Below are 18,543 nucleotides of genomic sequence, written 5' to 3'. Positions count from 1 at the left end.
TGCCTCTCATGTCTCATCTCAGCGAAACCCCCGGTGACGCCACCCCTGGTGCGTCCGATTATCCCAGTCTTGCAGATGTCGTCGGCAACACGCCGCTGGTGCGCCTGACGCGCATCACCGCGGGCCGCAACAATGTGCTGCTGGCCAAGCTGGAGGGTCACAACCCCGCCGGTTCGGTCAAGGATCGTCCGGCGCTTTCCATGTTCCAGGAGGCGGAAGCGCGCGGCGAGATCTCTCCCGGCGATACCCTGATCGAAGCGACCTCCGGCAATACCGGCATCGCGCTGGCCATGACGGCGGCCATCAAGGGCTACCGCATGGTGCTGGTGATGCCGGCCAGTGCCTCCAGCGAGCGCAAGCAGGCGATGGGCGCCTACGGGGCCACGCTGATCGAAGCCGATGGCATGGAGCACGCGCGGGACCTGGCCGAGGGGATGATCGCGCGTGGCGAGGGCAAGGCGCTGGATCAGTTCGCCAACCAGGACAATCCGCTGTCGCATTACCGTACCACCGGGCCGGAACTCTGGCAGCAGACCCACGGACGCATCACGCACTTCGTGTCCTCGATGGGCACCACCGGCACCATCATGGGCACCTCGCGCTATCTTAAGGAGCAGAATCCGACCATCGAGATCGTCGGCCTGCAACCTGCCGAAGGCGCCAGCATCGCGGGTATCCGCCGCTGGCCTGCCGAATATCTGCCGCGGATCTTCGATGCCTCACGTATCGACCGCACGCTGGATATCGGCCAGCACGAAGCCGAAGTCTGCATGCGCCGTCTGGCGCGCGAAGAAGGCATTCTGGCCGGTGTCTCCTCCGGCGGTGCGCTGGCGGGCGCGCTCAAGCTCGCCGAGCAGGTCGAGAATGCGGTCATCGTGTTCATCGTCTGTGACCGGGGAGACCGCTATCTCTCGACAGGCCTCTATACCCAGGACGACGACATGACTCAGCAGGACACGCCCCACAATGAAGCCGTCGCAGGGGAGCGTTCCTGATGGCGCTGCTCGGACAGAAGCGACCGGCGCGCAAGCCGACCCGTCGCGAGAAGGAAGTGGCCAGTCGTGGTACCCGCAATGCCAGCGACGCCGATAGCCAGTGGCTGACGGTCGACCGCCTGGCCCATGACGGGCGCGGCATCGCCCATGACGAGAGCGGCAAGACCCAGTTCATCGATCAAGCCCTGCCCGGCGAGCGCGTGACGCTGGCCATCCACCGCACCCACAAGCGCTTCAATGAGGCGCATGTGCGTGCACGTGACAACGCGGCTGACAGTCGCGTGACGCCGCCCTGTGCCTATTTCGGCAGCTGTGGCGGCTGTGATCTGCAGCATATGGCGCTGGATGCACAACGCACCCATAAGGTGCAGGTGCTGGGCGAACATGCGACACGCAATGGCGTGACGCTGCCCGAGATTCAGCCGCTGGGCGATGATGAAAGCCGTTATCGCCGTCGCGCGCGTATCGGCGTACGCGTGACCGATGCCGGTGAGTTGCAGTTCGGCTTCCGGGGACGCGGCAGCAACCAGCTGGTCGATATCACCACCTGCAGCGTGCTGGTGCCGGAGCTGGATCGCCTGCTCGCGCCGCTGCGTGAGCTGATCGAAAGCCTCGAGGCGCCCAAGCGCTTGGGCCATCTGGAGCTGACCGCTGCCGAAGGGCAGGTCATCGTGGTGGTGCGCCAGCTCAAGGCGGTGCCGCGTGATGCGCAGCGCTGGCAGGCCTTCGCCGAGCAGCATGGCCTGGTGGTCGGCTGGCGGGTCGGGCGTGATCCGGTGGTGCTGGAGTGGCTGTCGGGCATGCCGAACGCCGCGTATTCGCTGAATATCGGCGCAACGACGCTGCGTCTTGCCTTCTCGCCGGGCGACTTCGTGCAGGTCAATGCGGCGCTCAATCAGCGCCTGATCGACACCGCCTTCGAATGGCTGGGCGACGTCAGTGGCCTCAAGGTGATGGATCTCTACGCCGGTGTCGGCAACCTGACCCTGGCGGCTGCCGCGGCCGGCGCCAGTGAGGTGACGGGCATCGAGGGCAGTCAGGGCATGGTCGATCAGCTGATGGTCAATGCCGAAGCCAACGGACTGGCTCAGGTGAGTGCACGTCGAGCGGATCTGAGCAAGGCCCTGCCGTCACTCGAGGGTATCGACCTTCTGGTACTAGACCCGCCGCGTGATGGCGCTCAGCCTCTCTGCGAGGAGCTGGCACGTGACCTGCATGCTGGGAGGGTCAGCCGAGTGCCGCAGCGTGTGCTGTACATCGCCTGTGACCCGACCACGTTGATGCGTGATGCACGGCTGTTGCAGGACGCCGGTTATCGCGTCACGCGTGCCCTGATGGCGGACATGTTCGTTCACACGGCACATCTGGAATCGATGTTGCTGCTGGAGCGGGCGGAAGACTGAGGCGGTGCCCTCGGGCACTGTCATCAAGATGGCAAGATATTCAAGGACATAGGGTCATGGTCAAGGTGCGCGAAGATCAGCCGCTGACCGATAGCGGTGGTGTGGACATCCCGGTGTGGGTCGCGCGACTGCGCGAGGAAGTCCCGTCGGTGAATGCCGAGGTCATGGTGCAGGCCTGTGAAGTGGCGCTCAAGGTGGCGCGCGAGGCGGACGCCCGCGGTGACAAGCCGTGGCGCGAGCCGCTGCGCAGTTTCCGTTTCAGTCTCGAGATGGCCGACATCCTGTCGGAACTCAAGCTTGACCAGCCGGCGCTGGTCGCGGCCGTGCTCTATCGCGCGGTACGTGAAGGGCATCTGGGGCTTGAGGCCATCGAGAAGCATTTCGGCAAGGAAGTGGCCCGCCTGATCGATGGCGTGCTCAACATGGCCGCCATCAGTCAGCTGCAGGCGCCGAGTCATGGCATGGCGCAGCATGACCAGCAGGACAACCTGCGCAAGATGCTGGTGTCGATGATCGATGACGTGCGCATCGCGTTGATCAAGATCGCCGAACGTACCGTCGCCCTGCGTCACGTCAAGGATGCTCCGCGCGAGAAACGCATGCGCGTGGCCAGCGAAGTCTTCGATATCTACGGGCCGCTGGCGCACCGCCTGGGCATCGGTCAGCTCAAGTGGGAGCTGGAGGACCTGTCCTTCCGCTACCGCGAGGAGGATGAATACAAGACCATCGCCAAGCAGCTGTCCGAGAAGCGTCTGGAGCGTGAGCACTACATCGCCGACCTGCTGGTCGAGATGCGCACTCTGATGAGCGAGCAGGGCATCAAGCACTTCGATGTCGCGGGCCGTGCCAAGCACATCTACTCCATCTGGCGGAAGATGAAGATCAAGCGCATCGCCTTCTCCCAGGTGTATGACGTGCGCGCGGTACGGATTCTGGTCGGCACCGTCAGCGATTGCTACACGGCGCTGGGGATCGTCCACTCGCGCTGGCACCACGTGCCGCATGAGTTTGACGACTACATCGCCAACCCCAAGAAGAATGGCTACCAGTCGCTGCACACTGCGGTGGTGGGGCCGAGCAACAAGGTCATCGAGATCCAGATCCGTACCTTCGACATGCACGAGGAGGCGGAGCTGGGCGTGTGTGCCCACTGGCGTTACAAGGGGCACGATGTCGGCCATAAGAGCCGCAGCTACGAGGACAAGATCGCCTGGTTGCGTCAGGTGCTCGAATGGCAGGACGAAGTCGGCGAGAACGGCGGCCAGGAGGCGATCCGTCAGGGGCTGAGCTCCGATGTCGCGCCGGACCGCATCTACGTCTTCACGCCGGAGGGGCATGTCATCGACCTGCCCAAGATCGCGACGCCGATCGACTTCGCCTACCGCGTGCACACCGAGGTCGGCCATCGCTGCCGGGGTGCCAAGGTCGACGGGCGCATCGTGCCGCTGACCTACAAGCTCAAGACCGGCCAGCAGGTCGAGATCCTGACCGCCACCAAGGGCGGCCCGAGCCGCGACTGGCTCAACCCGAATCTGGGCTACGTGCGCACCTCGCGGGCCCGCGCCAAGATCCAGACCTGGTTCAAGCTGCAGGCACGCGACCAGAACGTCGATGAGGGCAAGGCGCTGCTCGAGAAGGAATTCTCGCGGCTGGCGCTGGAGAATCTCGACCGTGACAAGCTGGCCAACGCCGTCAATTACCCGACGCGTGATGACATGTACGCCGCCATCGGCGCGGGCGATCTGCGCGTCGGCCAGGTGCTGCACCAGGCCCAGCAGCTGTTCGGCGATACCGATGATCAGGAGCAGCTCGAGCGTCTGCTGCGCCAGCGCAAGCCGCAGGGCAAGGAAAAGCCCGACGCCGTCATGGTGCTGGGGGTCGGCAATCTGAAGACCACCATGGCCAACTGCTGCCACCCGGTGCCGGGCGATCAGATCGCCGGTTTCATCACCCAGGGGCGCGGCGTGACCGTGCACCGTCAGGACTGCCCGAACCTGATCCAGCTGCGCTCGGACGAGCCGCGTCGCATTGTCGATGTCGACTGGGGTCAGCGCTCGCGCAATCAGTATCCGGTCGATATCGAGATCCAGGCCTGGGACCGCTCCGGTCTGCTGCGTGATGTCACCAATGTGCTGAGCGGCGACAAGGTCAACGTGCTGTCGGTGAATACGCGCACCGATCAGCTCGACAACATCGCCACGCTCAAGATCACGCTGGAAGTCGAGAATCTCGACGTGCTGGGGCGCGTGTTCGCCCGCATCCAGCAGCTGCCCAACATCATCGACGTCAAGCGCCTGCGGGTCGGGGGCGACAAGGCATGAGGCTGGAGTCTGGTGAAAGTCGGGAACCTGGCGAAGAGACGGCCACGCCAGTCGATACGCGCTACACCCTCGATGACCTGCTGACCCTGATGGCCGTGCTGCGTGACCCGCAGTACGGCTGCCCGTGGGACAGCCGCCAGGATTGCGCGAGTCTGGTGCCGCACACCCTGGAGGAGGCCTATGAGGTCGCCGATGTCATCGAGCGCGCCGCGGCCGATGCCAGTGTGCTCGAGGAGCTGCCGGCGGAACTGGGTGACCTGCTGTTTCAGGGCGTCTTCTACGCCCAGATCGCCAGTGAGCAGCAACGCTTCGATTTTCACGACGTGATCCATGTGCTGACCGAGAAGATGCTGCGCCGCCATCCGCATGTCTTCCCGGATGGCAGCCTCGCGTCGCGCCGGGAGGGCATCGCCACTCATGAGGTCGATGAAAGCTCCCTCAATGCGCAGTGGGAGTCGCTCAAGCAGCAGGAGTCCGCTGACGCGCCTGCCAGTCAGACTGCCGGCGACAGCGTGCTGGATGGCGTGCCACTTGGCCTGCCGGCGCTGACGCGGGCGGCCAAGCTCTCGAAGAAGGCCGCGCGTTCAGGCTTTGACTGGCCCGATACGAGTGGCGTGCTGGCCAAGATTCGTGAGGAGCTCGGCGAGGTCGAGGAAGCTCTGGCCGAGGGTGATACGGCCCATGCGCGCGAGGAGGTCGGGGATCTGCTGTTCGCGGTGGTCAATCTCGCGCGCACCCTCAAGGCGGACCCGGAGCAGATGCTGCGCGCCACCAATGCGCGCTTCGAATCACGCTTCCGCCATGTGGAAGCCGCGATCGCCGGGCAAGGGCGCACGCTGGATGAGGCCTCGCTTGCCGAGATGGATGCGCATTGGGATGAGGCCAAGCGCCGGGAGCGTGCGGCTGAGCAGGCGCGACAGGGCGATGGTGCGACGTCAGCAGTGCGTCCGGTGACGCCGCTGGTTCGGTGATGGAGCGTCGTCACAGGGTATTGGGAAAAGGGCATTTGGAAAAATGTAGTAAGTTTACGCGATAGTCGGATTGTGGAGCCGAGGCCCGCGGTCGTATGCTGAGGGGAAGCGATCAGGACGCGAGTCTTGTCCTGCTTTCCGGTCTGCTGCGCCGCGGGTCTTTCCGTTTCGCGCCAGTGTCTTCACCAGCGCCAGGCCGGTGTCTTCCCTCAGCCGGTTGTCATCAGGTGTCTTTGCGCAATGAGGGAATCTGTTGTCAGCTATCTGACTGTGTGCCCCTGGTGACAGGGGAAGATGACCGCGGCAGCACCGTCACTCCCAAGGAGGGTTTCATGAGTCACGACTTGCATGAATCGTTGCGCGATAACGTGCGTATTCTCGGTGACAACCTCGGCCAGACCATCGCGGCCGACCTCGGCGATGACTTCGTCGCACGCATCGAGCGCATCCGCGCCCTGGCCAAACAGGGCCAGCAGGGCGATCAGGCCGCCCGTCATGAGCTGATCGACTATCTGCGTGATCTGCCGGATGGTGATCTGCTGCCGGTCACCCGGGCGTTCAACCAGTTTCTGAATCTTTCCAACATCGCCGAGCAGCACTACCGTGGCCGCTTCAAGCGCGTCGAGGATTATCGTCCCGGCAGCCAGCCGGACCTCGGCGAGCTGATCACGCGCATTCGCGAGCGTGGTTTCAGCGCGCAGAAGATCGTCGAGGAGCTCTCGGCGATGCGTGTCGAGCTGGTATTGACGGCGCACCCGACGGAAGTCATCCGCCGCACCCTGATCCAGAAATACGATGCCATCGAGGGCTGTCTGACCCAGATGGAAGGCGCCTGTGATCGCCCGGAACAGGCGACCCTCGCGCGTGCACGCCTGACCGAGCTGATCAGCCAGGCCTGGCACACCGACGAGATTCGCCACGAGCGTCCGACGCCGGTGGATGAGGCCAAGTGGGGCTTTGCCACCATCGAGAACTCGCTGTGGCAAGCGGTACCGGACTTCCACCGTCAGCTTGACGAGATGACGCTGGACGCCGCCGGCGAGCGCCTGCCGCTGGACGCCGCACCGATCTGCTTCGCCTCCTGGATGGGTGGTGACCGCGACGGCAACCCCAATGTCACCGCCAGCGTGACGCGGACCGTGCTGCTGCTGGGACGCTGGATGGCGGCGGACCTCTACCTTCGCGATCTCGAACAGCTCAAGTCGGAGCTGTCGATGTGGAAGTGCACGGCCGCCCTGCGTGCCGAGGCCGGCGATGTGGCTGAACCTTATCGCGAGATCCTGCGCCGCCTGATCCTGCGCATGGAAAGCACGCGTGACTGGGCCAAGGCGGGCCTGGACGGCAAGCGCCACGAAGGTGTCGATATCATCGAGACCCGTGAGCAGCTGTATACGCCGCTGCTGGCCTGCTACCGCTCGCTGTGCGATGTGGGGCTGGACACCATCGCCAACGGCGCACTGCTCGACACCCTGCGTCGCGTGGCCTGTTTCGGTGTCACCCTGACCAAGCTCGATATCCGCCAGGAAAGTACGCGTCACGCGCAGGTCTTCGACGAACTGAGTCAGACGCTGGGGCTGGGCAGCTATTTCGAGTGGGACGAGCAGCAGCGCTGTGACTTCCTGACCAAGGAGTTGGCTGGCCGTCGCCCGCTGATCCCGCGCCATTGGGAATGCTCCACCGACACGCGCGAGGTGCTGGATACCTTCAAGGTCATCGCGCGCGAGCATCGCGAGGCGCTGGGCACCTACATCATCTCGATGGCCGGTCAGGCCTCCGATGTGCTGGCGGTGGCACTGTTGATGAAGGAGATCGGCGGTGATGTGCGCCTGCCGATCGCGCCGCTGTTCGAGACGCTGGATGATCTGGACCGCTCAGGCCCCGTCATCGACACGCTGCTGGGCATGCCGATCTATCGCGAGCAGGCCGGTGATCGTCAGGAAGTGATGATCGGTTACTCCGACTCCGCCAAGGACGCCGGCCAGCTGGCGGCTGCCTGGGCACAGTACCGTGCTCAGGAAACGCTGGTGGAAGTCACCAAGCGCCACGGCGTCGAACTGACCCTGTTCCACGGCCGTGGTGGAACGGTCGGTCGTGGTGGCGGCCCGGCGCATGCGGCGATCCTGTCCCAGCCACCGGGCTCGGTGACCGGCTCGCTGCGCGTCACCGAGCAGGGCGAGATGATTCGCTTCAAGTTCGGTCTGCCCGACATCGCCAGCCGCTCGATGGAGATCTATGTCTGCGCGGTGCTGGAAGCCAGCATGCTGCCGCCGCCGGCACCCAAGCAGCAATGGCGTGACGAGATGGATCGCCTGGCCGGTATCGCGCACAAGGCCTATGTGGGCGTGGTGCGTGAAGACCCGAACTTCGTGCCGTACTTCCGCTCGGTAACACCGGAAACCGCACTGGCACGCCTGCCGCTGGGCTCACGCCCCGCCAAGCGTCGTCAGGATGGTGGCGTCGAGACGCTGCGTGCGATCCCGTGGATCTTCGCCTGGACCCAGATTCGTCTGATGCTGCCCGCCTGGCTGGGCAGTGGCGAGGCCTTCGCCACGCGCATGCAGGAAGAGGGCGGCCTGGAAGTGCTGCGCGAGATGATGAACGACTGGCCGTTCTTCTCCACCTACGTCGACATGCTCGAGATGCTGCTCTCCAAGGCCGATCTCTCGACGGCGGCCTACTACGAGCAGCGTCTGGTCGATGAGCCGGCCCTGAAGGCGCTGGGGCAATCGCTGCGAGATCGTCTCGAGCGTCTGGAGAAGGTGGTGCTGGAGATCCGCGATCAACAGGCACTGCTTGAGCATATGCCGCTGATCCGTCAGGCCATCGATGTGCGCAACCCCTACATCGACCCGCTGCATGGTCTGCAGGCCGAGCTGCTGCAGCGTAACCGCGACGCTGATGGCGCCATCTCCGCCGAGCTGTCACGCGCACTGATGGTGACCATGGCCGGTATCTCGGCCGGTCTGCGCAACACCGGTTGATTCAGTTGATCCAGCTGGCCCTGTTGATTTGCGCCTTGGCGTGAAGGATTAGCCAAGGCCTATCAGCGAAACTAGAAAGCCCCCGTCAGGTACGCCTGACGGGGGCTTTCTGTTATCTATCGGTCAACGCTGAAGGCTGGTTTGCGCCCTGATCAGCGACCAGAATTCAGCGCTCAGCGGCTAGAGTTCAGAGGCTAGAGTTCAGAGGCTAGAGCTCAGCGACAAGAGTTCAGCGACACGCGGGGTCGCCAGGACTCACAGCAGGCCGCTGGCGCGCTCGCCTACCAAGGGCATCAGGAAGCGTTCCCGCTGCCAGTCCTCATCCTGATCGAGCGCCACCAGATGCAGCAGTTTGGTGAAGGCCGCTTCCAGCGTCATGTCGTCGCCTGACAGCACGCCGACAGTGGCCAGGCCTGCGCCGGCCGCATAGTGGCCGATGGTGACCGGCCCGTGCGGACATTGGCTGATACCGGCCAGCAGCTTGCCTTCGCCACGCGCATCGGCCAATACCCCCAGAAGCTCGCCGTCTTCCGGCAGATTGCCGCTGCCCCACAGCTCCAGCACGGCGCCCTTGACCTCGGGGCGCATCAACTGCACACGCACGCTCTCGGCGCTGATGCCGGGGTAGAGCGGCAGGCGAATGATGCTGTCCTTGCCGAGGCGGGCATAGTCGGGCAGCTCGAAGGCGGGGCCTTGATCATCCATCAGGCGGCCGGGGTAGAGCACGACGCGGTCATCGACCCATTCGCCCAGCAGCGGCGCATTGGGCGTGGTGAAGCCGCGGTGGTCCTGGGTGTACCACTTGCGGGTGCACACGCCACGCAGCAACTGTCCGCCGAAGGCGACCACGACTTCATTGAGGGTCGGCTGGGCGGCGGCGGTGAGTGCCAGCTCGACATTGCCCAGCGCGTCACTGTGCTCGGCTTCCAGCGGCAACTGTGCACCACTGACGATCACCGGGCGCGCGGTACCCTTGAGCTGGAAGGCGAGGCTGGAGGCGGTCCAGGCCAGGGTGTCGGTGCCTTGCAGGACGACGAAGCCATCGAAGCTGTCGTAGGCGTCCGCGATCTGGCTGGCGATGGTGTGCCAGTCCGCCGGTGTCGCGGAGGAGGAGTCGATCAGCTGCGGAAACTCGCGCAGGGTGAAGGCGGGCAGACGGCCACGACGGCTGGGGGGCAGTTGCTCCAGTGCTGCGCGCAGACGTGCATCGAAGTCACCGGCAGGTACCAGTCCTTGTTCACTTTCCACCATGCCCAGCGTGCCGCCGGTATACAGTACCAGGATGTGCGTCTCGGGAGTCATCGTGTCCACCTGCCAGAAATGGGAAAGCCGGCATTGTAACGCATGCCGGCTTGCAGGGGAGCTGTCGGAGTCGGGCGTTCAGCCGCGACGCGATGGGGGCGCTCAGCTGATATTGCCACCGCCGATGCGCGCATCCTCCTGATGGGACATGGCGCTGATGCACATCACCCGTATGCCTTCGAGCATGCTTTCAAGACTCATGGTCGGCAGGCGGCCATCGACACTCTGCTCGGGCAGCGCCGGGATATGCACGAAGCCGGAGCGGATGGGGCTATCCGCCAGATGACGCTGCACCCCATAGAACAGGTGGTTGCAGACGAAGGTGCCTGCCGTGTAGGAGACGCTGGCGGGAAGGCCTGCCGCCTGGAGGTCGTTGACCATTGCCTTGATCGGCAGGGTGGTGAAGCAGCCATCCGGGCCATCGGCCTCGATGGGCTCATCCACCGGCTGGTGGCCGCCGTTGTCCTTGATGCGATAGTCATCCAGGTTGATGGCGACCCGCTCCGGCGTGATGGCGCTGCGACCGCTGGCCTGACCGAGCATGATCACGGTGTCAGGGGCGTGCTGGCCGATGGCCTTGATGACGCTGTCAATCGCGGCGTAGCGTGTCACCGGCACCCGGCAGGTGATGATCTCGAAGCGCTCATCGGGCTGGTCGTGCATGGCCAGTCTCTGGCCGTCCAGTTGTTCGATGATCTTGAGGGCGGGATTGACGCTATCCGTGCCGAAGGGCTCGAAGCCGCAGAGTAGCAGACGACGCATGATGAAATTCCTTGGCTGGCATCGATCACCGCGGGTCACTGCTGGCGGTGATCGATGCGCGGGTAAGAGTGGGAGATCAGAAGGCCAGCAGCAACATCAGGCTGATGTTGGCGGCCAGCATGACCAGCGCAGGCAGTATCTGTGCGCGAATGATGTGGTAGCGGTCATCCAGTTCGAGCAGGGCGGCCGGCACGATGTTGAAGTTGGCGGCCATCGGCGTCATCAGCGTGCCGCAGTAGCCGGACAGCATGCCCAGCACGCCGACGATAGCCGGGTTGCCACCATGTAGCGCGATGACCAGCGGATAGCCGATGCCGGAGGTGATGACCGCAAAGGCCGCGAAGCCGTTGCCCATCAGCATGGTGAACACGGCCATGCCGACGCAGTAGGCAATCACGCAGGCGATCAGGCTGGTATCCGGCACCACGCTCGAAACCAGCCCGGCGATGGTCTGGCCGACGCCGGCCTGATCGAACAGCAGGCCAAGGGCGGCCAGGAATTGCGGCAGGATGGCGGCCCAGCCGATGGCATCGGCCAGACGGCGACCTTCCTGCATGCCGGTCGCCGGGCTCTCACGCAGCAGCAGCAGCGCCACGGCAAAGGCCAGTACCGTCGCGACGCCCAGGCCGACCAGTGCACTCTGACCTGTCGTGAGGGTGTAAAGGAAGGTGCCGACCGGAATCACCAGCGCGGGGATGAACAGGCGCGACCCGAGACGCTTGCGGCGTGTCTGACGCGCCTCATCGCTCAACTGGCCGTAGTTGCCGAAGCCGAGCTGGCCGGTGGCGGCCAGCAGCGCCAGCGCCAGCATGGCAAGACCGACCACGACATCGGGCAGCCATTGTCCAAATGCCAGGCTGATGCCGAAGATCATCCAGAAGGCACTGGTGCCGAGCCTGCGCGGATGATCACGATCGGTGAGCGTCAAGACGGCAAAGGCCATGATGGCGAAGCCGGTAATCAGGTAGAGAGCGTCGATACCGTTCATGAGTGGCTCTCCGTCGCAGAAGTGGTGAAGGTGTCCTTGCCTGGTGTCGCGTTGGCCTGGCCGGAGGGCTGGGGGTATTCCTCGCGCAGCAGCTGTTGTTCACGGCGAATGCGTGCGTCCAGCCGGCGGCAGAGCACGAAGACCACCACCAGTGACACCAGCGCGGTGGGAATGGCATACAGCGCCATGTCGGCCAGGCTGACGCTGGCACCGCTCTTGTCGAGCACGCTCTTGATCAGCAACAACCCGCCGGAAGCCACGAAGATCAGCTGACTGAAGAAGTTGCCGAAGTTCTCGCTGACGGCATTCAGAACGCGGATGCGTTGGCTCAGGGCCTTGAAGCGTGGCGAGCTCAGCGCCTCTTCGGGGAGATCACGTTCGGCGGCACCGACTGACATCGGGGCGACCAGCGGTCGGATCATCGCCGGGTGGCCACCGAGTTGCAGGCCGAAGGCATTGGTCGCCTTGCGCAGCACCAGGTAGCTGAAGGAGATGCGCCCGGCGCTGGCGGCCCGCAGTTTCTGGACCAGATGTTCGGCCTGATCGCGCAGTCCATTGCGTTCGAGCAGCCCGATCACCGGCAGGGTGATGATGAACAGCGAGACGGCGCGGTTGTCGGTAAAGGCCTGACCGAGCGCGGCGAGAATTTCAGTGGGTGACATGCCGGCCACCAGGCCGGAGGAGAAACCTGCCACCAGCACCACCAGCAGCGCATTGAGGCGCAGTGCCAGGCCGATGACTATGATGGCTACGCCGATCAATGACAGCATGAGGTGTCTCCCGAGCCGGGGGAGGACAATCGAATCCTTTCGAAGGACATGAGCATGTGCCTCTGGGTGTGAGATTGTTGTTATGAGGGTCTCGTTGCGAAGCAGGTCGAACATTGCCTGGCTGTTCGAAACATTGCCGAGCAGTTCGAACACTGCCGAGGCGTTCGAACATGGCAGGGCGTAATGTTCGTTGCTTTACAACGAGAACTCAGAGGGTAGAGCGACACCAGAGGAATCCAAATGAGACATTCGGAATATATAAATTTCAACGACAAGTAGTATCGGCAAAATCTATCATTCAGGCATGAATGACAGATAATATTGATGCCTTGGTGGGGCCTTGCCTCACCAAATGGGGGGGAAGATGTCAGCCGTCGACCACTTCGGTGCAGCCATCCTCGCGCAGGCAGATACGGCGACGCCTGCCGACCTGGAAGCCAAGCATGGCGGCGCTCAGCAGGATCAGCGCGAACAGCGACGCGATCACGCGCAGGTCGGCCGTGATTTCCAGCAGAATGCCGACGGCGAGTGGCCCGAGGGCGGCCAGCATGTAGCCGGTGCCTTGTGCCATACCGGAAAGGGCGCCTGCCAGACGTGCATCGGAGGTGCGCAGCACCAGCAGCGTCAATGCCATCGAGAAGCTGCCCCCCTGGCCGAAACCGAGCAGCACGGCGAACAGCCAGCGCAGGGACAGTGGCCCGATCATCAGTCCCAGCAGGCCGATGGCGGTACAGGACAGCAGCAGCAGGATGGCGGGGCGCTGGTCGCGCCCCATGCGGCCGATCACGGGGGCCAGCAGGGCAGTGAGCACCTGTGCCATTACCGAGGCGGCCATCAGCCAGCCGGATTCGATATCGCTCAGGCCGCGTTGCTGGAGCAGGAAAGGCAGCCAGCCAAAGACGATATAGGCCAGGGAAGACTGGCAGCCCATGAAGAAGGTGACCTGGCGGGCCAGCGGCAGGTGCCACAGGCGGGGGGTGGCCTGCTGATGGCTGGTCATCTTCTCTGGCCACGGGTGGTGCATGCTCAGGCGCCAGGCGGGAAGCGCGATCACCACAAGCAGCGCCCAGCAGGCCAATGAGGCTTGCCAGCTGTCGAGAAGATTGGCCAGTGGCACGCTGAGTCCCGCGGCCAGCGCCGCACCAAGACACAGCGCCATGGTGTAAACGCCGGTGAACAGGTCGGCTCGCTCAGGATGCTCACGCTTGACGATGGCGGGCAGCAGGGTGCCGGCGACGCCGATGCTGCCACCACATAACAGGGTGCCGAGATACAGCAGCAGCGCCATGTCACTAGCCCGCAACCACAGGGCGATGCCGAGAGTGACCAGGGCAAGGCTGAGGGTGCGCTCTACCCCCAGGCGGCGGGCCAGGCGCGGCGCCAGTGGGGCGAAGAGCCCCAGGCAGACGACGGGCAGTGTGGTGAGAAGGCCCGCTGCCAGCGTGCTCAGGCCCAGGTCCTGGGTGATGCGATCCAGCAGGGGCGCCAAGGATGACAGCGCCGGACGCAGGTTCAGAGCAACCAGAATCAGGATGAGCAGGAATAGGGATGCTGGCATTCGGCGCATGAGGAAACCTGAACGAGAGGACAGGTCTGTGAGAATACCGGCATATGCTCAAGCTGTCTTGCCGCGAACCGTTCTTCCTCCAACCGGACCCTGGACAGCAGAACGCTCGGCAGTTGCCGAGCGTTCTGTCTCTATGCGCCTTTCTCGATGGGCCTTTCTCAATTCATCTGTCTCAATGCGCCGCTCCTGTGCCCCTCAGTACTTGGGCTCAAGCTCCAGCTCGCGTGTCGGGCTGTCGATCCTGCGTGCTGCCGCGCGTTGACGCGTCGTGGCGCCGTCGGCATGCACATCGTGGCCGCGGGGAGCGACATTGCGCCATGCGGGCGTCTTCTGCAGGCGCTCGGCATTGGCGCGTGCCGTATTGGAGACTGGCTGGCGACTCGCCTTGGCGCGAATCAGGGTCATGTCCTCGGTGCTCAGCAGCATGCCCTGGGGCGTGCGCTCCAGCACGAGGTGGCCGCGGAAGTGCCAGCAGCGCATGGGGGTATGCGCGACACGATAGCGATGGCCAGCCACCTCCAGCGAGATGGCTTCCTTCGGCTGGCAGCCAAGGGGATGCAGGGTCACTTCCTCCAGCAGCACCAGACGATTGAAGTCATCCGGCTGAAGTACCTGATTGCCATCATGCATGCGCACCGGGAAGGCATGGTTGTCGCGCTGCAGCTCACGCCGCTTGTGACTGACGCTGCCGTTGCCTTCCACGATGCCGGCACCACACACATGCACGAGCTCGCCATCAATCTGTTTGATGACGAGCACCTCGACGTGGCGCTGCTTGAAAAGATGATCACGCAGTGAGCGTAATGGCATGGCTGAAATCCTCATCTACACCATCCGTTGGCTGAGTATATCCGTCAGAGCCCGAGTCATCTCTCTGACCGACAGGCGCTTCCATGCTGCCTGCCAAGTGATATCTCGCGCTGATAGCCACATCATACGCCGTTCGTGAGCATTTTTCCCGAATCAAGCACCAGTCTGGGGATAAACCATCTTGTCAGGACGCGGCTTCATGACGCCTCTGTCAGCCAGATGACTGAGGACACTGCCTACCCTTGTCGGGTCACTCGTACTTGCCCAGCACGGCCCGGCAGATATCAGCGAAATTGCGTGCTTCCGGCGGGTGCTCCAGATCGAGCCCCAAGGCCTTGCCGACACGGGAGGCGGCGACCAGACCGCGCACGCTGGGTTTGCCATCGTCGCCCTGCTCGGTCACCAGCAGGTGGGATTCGCCGCTCTGACGCAGTGTCTCGACCAGGTCCCCGACGCGGGCGCGCTTGAGCACGGCGAGAGGAATGCCCGGCAGCTCCGCGCGGGGGATCTGCACCATGTCGGTAGTGACTTCGTCGCGCTGAACATTGAAGCGGGTCATGGCACGCATCACGACTCGGCCGCCCTGCAGCTCACGCGAGGTCACCACGCCAGTGAAGGTGCCATCATGATCGTGGACCAGCAGCAGGCGCACCCCCGCCTGTTTCATGGTCGCCAGTGCCTGACCGATGGAGGCGCTGCCCTGAATGCTGCGACCGGCGGTGACGGCAAAGTCCGTCACCAGCTCACTGGCCGGGCTATCCATGGTGATGTCGCCGATCGGCTGCAAAGGCAGACGAGCGGAGGTGACATGAGAGAGCGTTTCGACGTCGAGGGTATGGTAAGCCGACGGTGCAATGGCATTCATGGACTGACTCCTGTAATCAGATGACGAGCATGTTCTGCGTACTGTGAGTCAGGCGAGGGCCAGGAGTTTCCTGCACGATGGGTAACCTCAGGTTGCTACTGTCGCAACAGTGACAGGAGTTCCGGTCTATCAGGTCAATATTCGTCGCTATCTGTGCGAGATGGGAAATGGATAAATTCCATTTGGGAAACAAAGCCCCGGCAGGCCGGTACTGGCATGAGCCAGCAGTTTCCTTGCCCCTGACAGCATTGATGCCCACTGCACGAGGCGAGTGGGCATCATTGAGCCGATTCAGGGAGTCATCCCTTCATCAGGGGCTGGCGTTCACGCCTGGGCGCGTCACACCCACTGCTTGAGGTCGCCGCGTACGGCATCCAGGAAGGTGATGAAGTCCGTCTGGTCATCGGCGTCGCAACGGTCCACCTTGCAGGCCAGCTTCATCTTGGTGCCGGCGACGATTTCGTCATACACCTCGAGCGTGAGTTTCTCGACGCTGGCATCGGCGGGTTCCTGCTCGCCATCCAGCAGGCTGAACGTTGTCATCAGCGTGCCGCGAAGACGCGTGGTGCCGCCTTCCGCGACCACACGACGCACCTTGAGCCAGCCTTCGCGCACCATGATCTCACCCTGCGCATCGCGTTGCTTGTAGATGGTGCGATAGCATGCATTCTCGGAGACGCCCTTGGCGGCCATGCTTTCATAGGCCTTGATCATGCGCGTCGCCATGGTGCCAGCTTCGGCGATCTTGCGGCGGGCAGCACGATGTTCACGTTCCAGGCGGTCTTGCTTGGAGAAACGCTGCCACAGGTGGAAGTCGCGTGTCAGAGTGGTCGCGTCCATTACAGTCTCTCTTCTCTAAAAACGGCGGGGAAAAGTGGGTGACGGCTACTGCCATGTCCAGGCGCTGATGGTGTCACGAAGGCGGGCGATTGTCTGCCCGGTTCTTGTCTCAGACGTCGAGGAGGGCCCGAGTGCCAAGTGGTGCGGGTCATGCAGGCTGGCGGTGAGATGTCAGCATTGCCATGCTCAAGAGTACCATTGGCTGGTCACGGACTTTTTCCAGCCCGGTCATCATCACGACTGAATCTAGGGCTTAAATCTTCTCTGAACTACTCTGCAAGTCACCCACAAGGCCCACTTTGTGAGAATCTTCGACTGCTGATCCTCGAGATTGCTGATGCTTCACGTTCAGGCTCCTGCTACGTGAGCCACGCCGCTGTAATGGGATTGCCAGTCTCGCAGGGGAGGGCGCCTGGTACACGTGAGTCACATGCCTGACCGCGCTGCATGCCTTGAAGGATGCGCACTGGTAAGGGCTGTCACGTTTCATACAGCAGCGTGAGATAGAATAGGCAGGTAAAATCATCAGGTAGCGCGCAGCGGAGGCACACGGGAAGTGCCGTAAATGAGGAAGGAATCATGGCGAAAGCAGATCGCCGTCGCAAAGCGGGAAGTCGGCAGGGTGTCTTGCGCACGGTAAACATGAAGTGGCGGTGGCCAGCTCCAGCGGGGCTGGCTGAGCGGCACCTCGTGCTTTATCAGTTGTTCATGTGGATCTATATCAGTGCGCTCGGCTGCCAGCTGGGCTACTTCGCTCTGCTGGGCCTGCAGCCTTATCCGCAGCCGGTGGTGATCAATGTCATCGGCGTTCTGCTCAACGTCTTGGCCATCATGTTCCACCGCAAGGGGTACATGAATTCCGCGTTGCTGTTGCTGGTGGTGCCGATGTCAGCCAAGGCGGCATGGTGGGAATACCAGTTCGGCGCCGAGGGTGGCTTCGAGTATTTCCATATCGTCGCCATCTTCTTCATCTGTATCGCGTCCCTGTCACGCATTCAACGGCTATTGTTCAGTGGTGTCCTGCTGCTGTTCTATATCGGCGCCCAATATCTCACCAGCCCGGTCTATATCGTCTCCTACGAGTTCATGTCGTTGGCCAGTGTCGTCAACCTGGTGATTTCCGTCACCTTCATCGCGGTGGTGGCGGTGCAGATCGGGTGGGAGGCAGAGCAGCGCGAGAAACGCTATCGTCGAGACTTGCGCCATGACCAGCTGACGGGGGCACTGTCTCGTTTTGCCTTGCTGGAAGAGGGGCCGCGTCTGCTGAGTCGTGGTGGCCTGGGAGTGCTGATGATCGATGTCGATCACTTCAAGGCCATCAATGATACCCAAGGGCATGCGATTGGCGATGAGGTGTTGATAGAGCTGACGCAACGGCTGCGTCACCACCTGCGCGGCAGTGATCAGTTGTGCCGCCAGGGGGGAGAAGAGTTCGTGGCCCTGTGCCCGACGGAGGACAGAGAAGGGCTCCAGCACGCAGCCGAACGCTTGCTGCTCTCGATCAACAGTCGTGCCTTCACGCTGAGCAACGGCCAGCTGCTGCGGGTTACCATCAGTATCGGGGTGGCCCAGGGCGGACCGGCCGCTTGCGCGGAATCACTGCTGCCGGACCTTCTGCAGCGTGCCGATCAGGCCATGTACCGTGCCAAGCGCGAAGGGCGCAATCGGGTAGTCACCGTCTGGGATACGCCCGAGCACGGTGCTGCCAGTCTCGATCAGATCGAGCCGTCTGATCACGGCCACGACAGCCTGGCCATGCCAGGCATGCCGCCACTGGACACTCCGGGCGATGGATCAGGCGAAGCGGCCTCGACCCCCAGCCGCTCTGATGTCAGTCACCATGACGATGTGCAGACCGCCGATGAGGTCTATCAGTGGAAGCGCTGACGCAAGGATGATGGCTTTGCCATTTCACCTCATTGGGCGTGATATCCGTGCGTGATCCACGCTCTCACCAAGCGGAGAGAC

General features: G+C 63.3%; 14 protein-coding genes. 6 read left to right on the top strand and 8 right to left on the bottom strand.

All coding sequences use genetic code 11. The features are described 5' to 3' along the window. Positions 1–8 precede the first annotated feature (8 nt). From cysM to ppc, 5 genes are all read left to right on the top strand, one after another. On the top strand, positions 9–995 hold the full coding sequence (gene cysM, locus QD208_RS10605; RefSeq protein ID WP_279836772.1) for a cysteine synthase CysM: 987 nt from the start codon (positions 9–11) through the stop codon (positions 993–995). After that, entirely contained in the window at positions 995–2,398 is a 1,404-nt protein-coding gene (locus QD208_RS10600; protein ID WP_279836771.1) for an RsmD family RNA methyltransferase, read from the top strand. The genes cysM and QD208_RS10600 overlap by 1 nt, the downstream gene beginning before the upstream one ends. 56 nt (positions 2,399–2,454) lie before the next feature. Continuing rightward, positions 2,455–4,719 (top strand): GTP diphosphokinase, encoded by a 2,265-nt coding sequence (gene relA, locus QD208_RS10595; RefSeq protein WP_043331860.1) that lies wholly within the window; start codon positions 2,455–2,457, stop codon positions 4,717–4,719. Beyond that, a complete protein-coding gene (gene mazG / locus QD208_RS10590; protein WP_279836770.1) occupies positions 4,716–5,690 on the top strand; it encodes a nucleoside triphosphate pyrophosphohydrolase in 975 nt (324 codons plus the stop codon). The genes relA and mazG overlap by 4 nt, the downstream gene beginning before the upstream one ends. A 332-nt stretch (positions 5,691–6,022) precedes the next feature. After that, a complete protein-coding gene (gene ppc, locus QD208_RS10585) occupies positions 6,023–8,671 on the top strand; it encodes a phosphoenolpyruvate carboxylase (RefSeq protein ID WP_043331859.1) in 2,649 nt (882 codons plus the stop codon). 255 nt (positions 8,672–8,926) lie between these two features. Here ppc and QD208_RS10580 read toward each other — a convergent pair whose 3' ends face one another. The 8 genes from QD208_RS10580 to QD208_RS10545 all read right to left on the bottom strand — a co-directional run bounded on the left by QD208_RS10580 (position 8,927) and on the right by QD208_RS10545 (position 16,575). Beyond that, a complete protein-coding gene (locus QD208_RS10580; protein ID WP_153635285.1) occupies positions 8,927–9,973 on the bottom strand; it encodes an asparaginase in 1,047 nt (348 codons plus the stop codon). A 102-nt stretch (positions 9,974–10,075) separates the two neighbouring features. Next, entirely contained in the window at positions 10,076–10,735 is a 660-nt protein-coding gene (pcp, locus tag QD208_RS10575) for a pyroglutamyl-peptidase I (RefSeq protein ID WP_279836769.1), read from the bottom strand. Between the two features lie 76 nt (positions 10,736–10,811). After that, positions 10,812–11,723: a DUF979 domain-containing protein gene (locus tag QD208_RS10570; protein WP_279836768.1), complete on the bottom strand. Its 912-nt coding sequence runs from the start codon at positions 11,721–11,723 to the stop codon at positions 10,812–10,814. Beyond that, complete coding sequence (locus tag QD208_RS10565) at positions 11,720–12,493, bottom strand: DUF969 domain-containing protein (protein WP_279836767.1); 774 nt, start codon at positions 12,491–12,493, stop codon at positions 11,720–11,722. Before QD208_RS10565 ends, QD208_RS10570 begins: the two co-directional genes overlap by 4 nt. A 367-nt stretch (positions 12,494–12,860) precedes the next feature. After that, complete coding sequence (locus QD208_RS10560; protein ID WP_279836766.1) at positions 12,861–14,051, bottom strand: MFS transporter; 1,191 nt, start codon at positions 14,049–14,051, stop codon at positions 12,861–12,863. A gap of 204 nt (positions 14,052–14,255) precedes the next feature. Beyond that, on the bottom strand, positions 14,256–14,870 hold the full coding sequence (locus QD208_RS10555; RefSeq protein WP_043331852.1) for a hypothetical protein: 615 nt from the start codon (positions 14,868–14,870) through the stop codon (positions 14,256–14,258). Positions 14,871–15,120: 250 nt separating this feature from the next. Continuing rightward, positions 15,121–15,735 (bottom strand): CBS domain-containing protein, encoded by a 615-nt coding sequence (locus QD208_RS10550; protein WP_279836765.1) that lies wholly within the window; start codon positions 15,733–15,735, stop codon positions 15,121–15,123. 339 nt (positions 15,736–16,074) lie between these two features. Beyond that, positions 16,075–16,575 (bottom strand): hypothetical protein, encoded by a 501-nt coding sequence (locus tag QD208_RS10545; protein ID WP_131431471.1) that lies wholly within the window; start codon positions 16,573–16,575, stop codon positions 16,075–16,077. Between the two features lie 708 nt (positions 16,576–17,283). On the opposite strand from QD208_RS10545, the gene QD208_RS10540 reads away from it, so the two are divergent. Then, positions 17,284–18,462 (top strand): GGDEF domain-containing protein, encoded by a 1,179-nt coding sequence (locus QD208_RS10540; RefSeq protein WP_279836764.1) that lies wholly within the window; start codon positions 17,284–17,286, stop codon positions 18,460–18,462. Positions 18,463–18,543 lie beyond the last annotated feature (81 nt).

This window comes from Cobetia sp. 29-18-1, from assembly GCF_029846405.1.
In the GTDB taxonomy this organism is placed as follows: Bacteria; Pseudomonadota; Gammaproteobacteria; order Pseudomonadales; family Halomonadaceae; genus Cobetia; species Cobetia amphilecti.
The sequence above is the reverse complement of the archived record's forward strand: the minus strand, read 5'-3'. Positions and strand labels throughout refer to the sequence as shown.

Coding starts and splice junctions, on each gene's coding strand:
- cysM (WP_279836772.1), top strand. CDS start 9: ATGTCTCATCTCAGCGAAACCCCCGGTGACGCCACCCCTGGTGCGTCC.
- QD208_RS10565 (WP_279836767.1), bottom strand. CDS start 12,493: ATGCTGTCATTGATCGGCGTAGCCATCATAGTCATCGGCCTGGCACTG.
- QD208_RS10550 (WP_279836765.1), bottom strand. CDS start 15,735: ATGAATGCCATTGCACCGTCGGCTTACCATACCCTCGACGTCGAAACG.
- QD208_RS10560 (WP_279836766.1), bottom strand. CDS start 14,051: ATGCCAGCATCCCTATTCCTGCTCATCCTGATTCTGGTTGCTCTGAAC.
- QD208_RS10545 (WP_131431471.1), bottom strand. CDS start 16,575: ATGGACGCGACCACTCTGACACGCGACTTCCACCTGTGGCAGCGTTTC.
- QD208_RS10600 (WP_279836771.1), top strand. CDS start 995: ATGGCGCTGCTCGGACAGAAGCGACCGGCGCGCAAGCCGACCCGTCGC.
- pcp (WP_279836769.1), bottom strand. CDS start 10,735: ATGCGTCGTCTGCTACTCTGCGGCTTCGAGCCCTTCGGCACGGATAGC.
- QD208_RS10540 (WP_279836764.1), top strand. CDS start 17,284: ATGTGGATCTATATCAGTGCGCTCGGCTGCCAGCTGGGCTACTTCGCT.
- QD208_RS10570 (WP_279836768.1), bottom strand. CDS start 11,723: ATGAACGGTATCGACGCTCTCTACCTGATTACCGGCTTCGCCATCATG.
- QD208_RS10580 (WP_153635285.1), bottom strand. CDS start 9,973: ATGACTCCCGAGACGCACATCCTGGTACTGTATACCGGCGGCACGCTG.
- mazG (WP_279836770.1), top strand. CDS start 4,716: ATGAGGCTGGAGTCTGGTGAAAGTCGGGAACCTGGCGAAGAGACGGCC.
- QD208_RS10555 (WP_043331852.1), bottom strand. CDS start 14,870: ATGCCATTACGCTCACTGCGTGATCATCTTTTCAAGCAGCGCCACGTC.
- ppc (WP_043331859.1), top strand. CDS start 6,023: ATGAGTCACGACTTGCATGAATCGTTGCGCGATAACGTGCGTATTCTC.
- relA (WP_043331860.1), top strand. CDS start 2,455: ATGGTCAAGGTGCGCGAAGATCAGCCGCTGACCGATAGCGGTGGTGTG.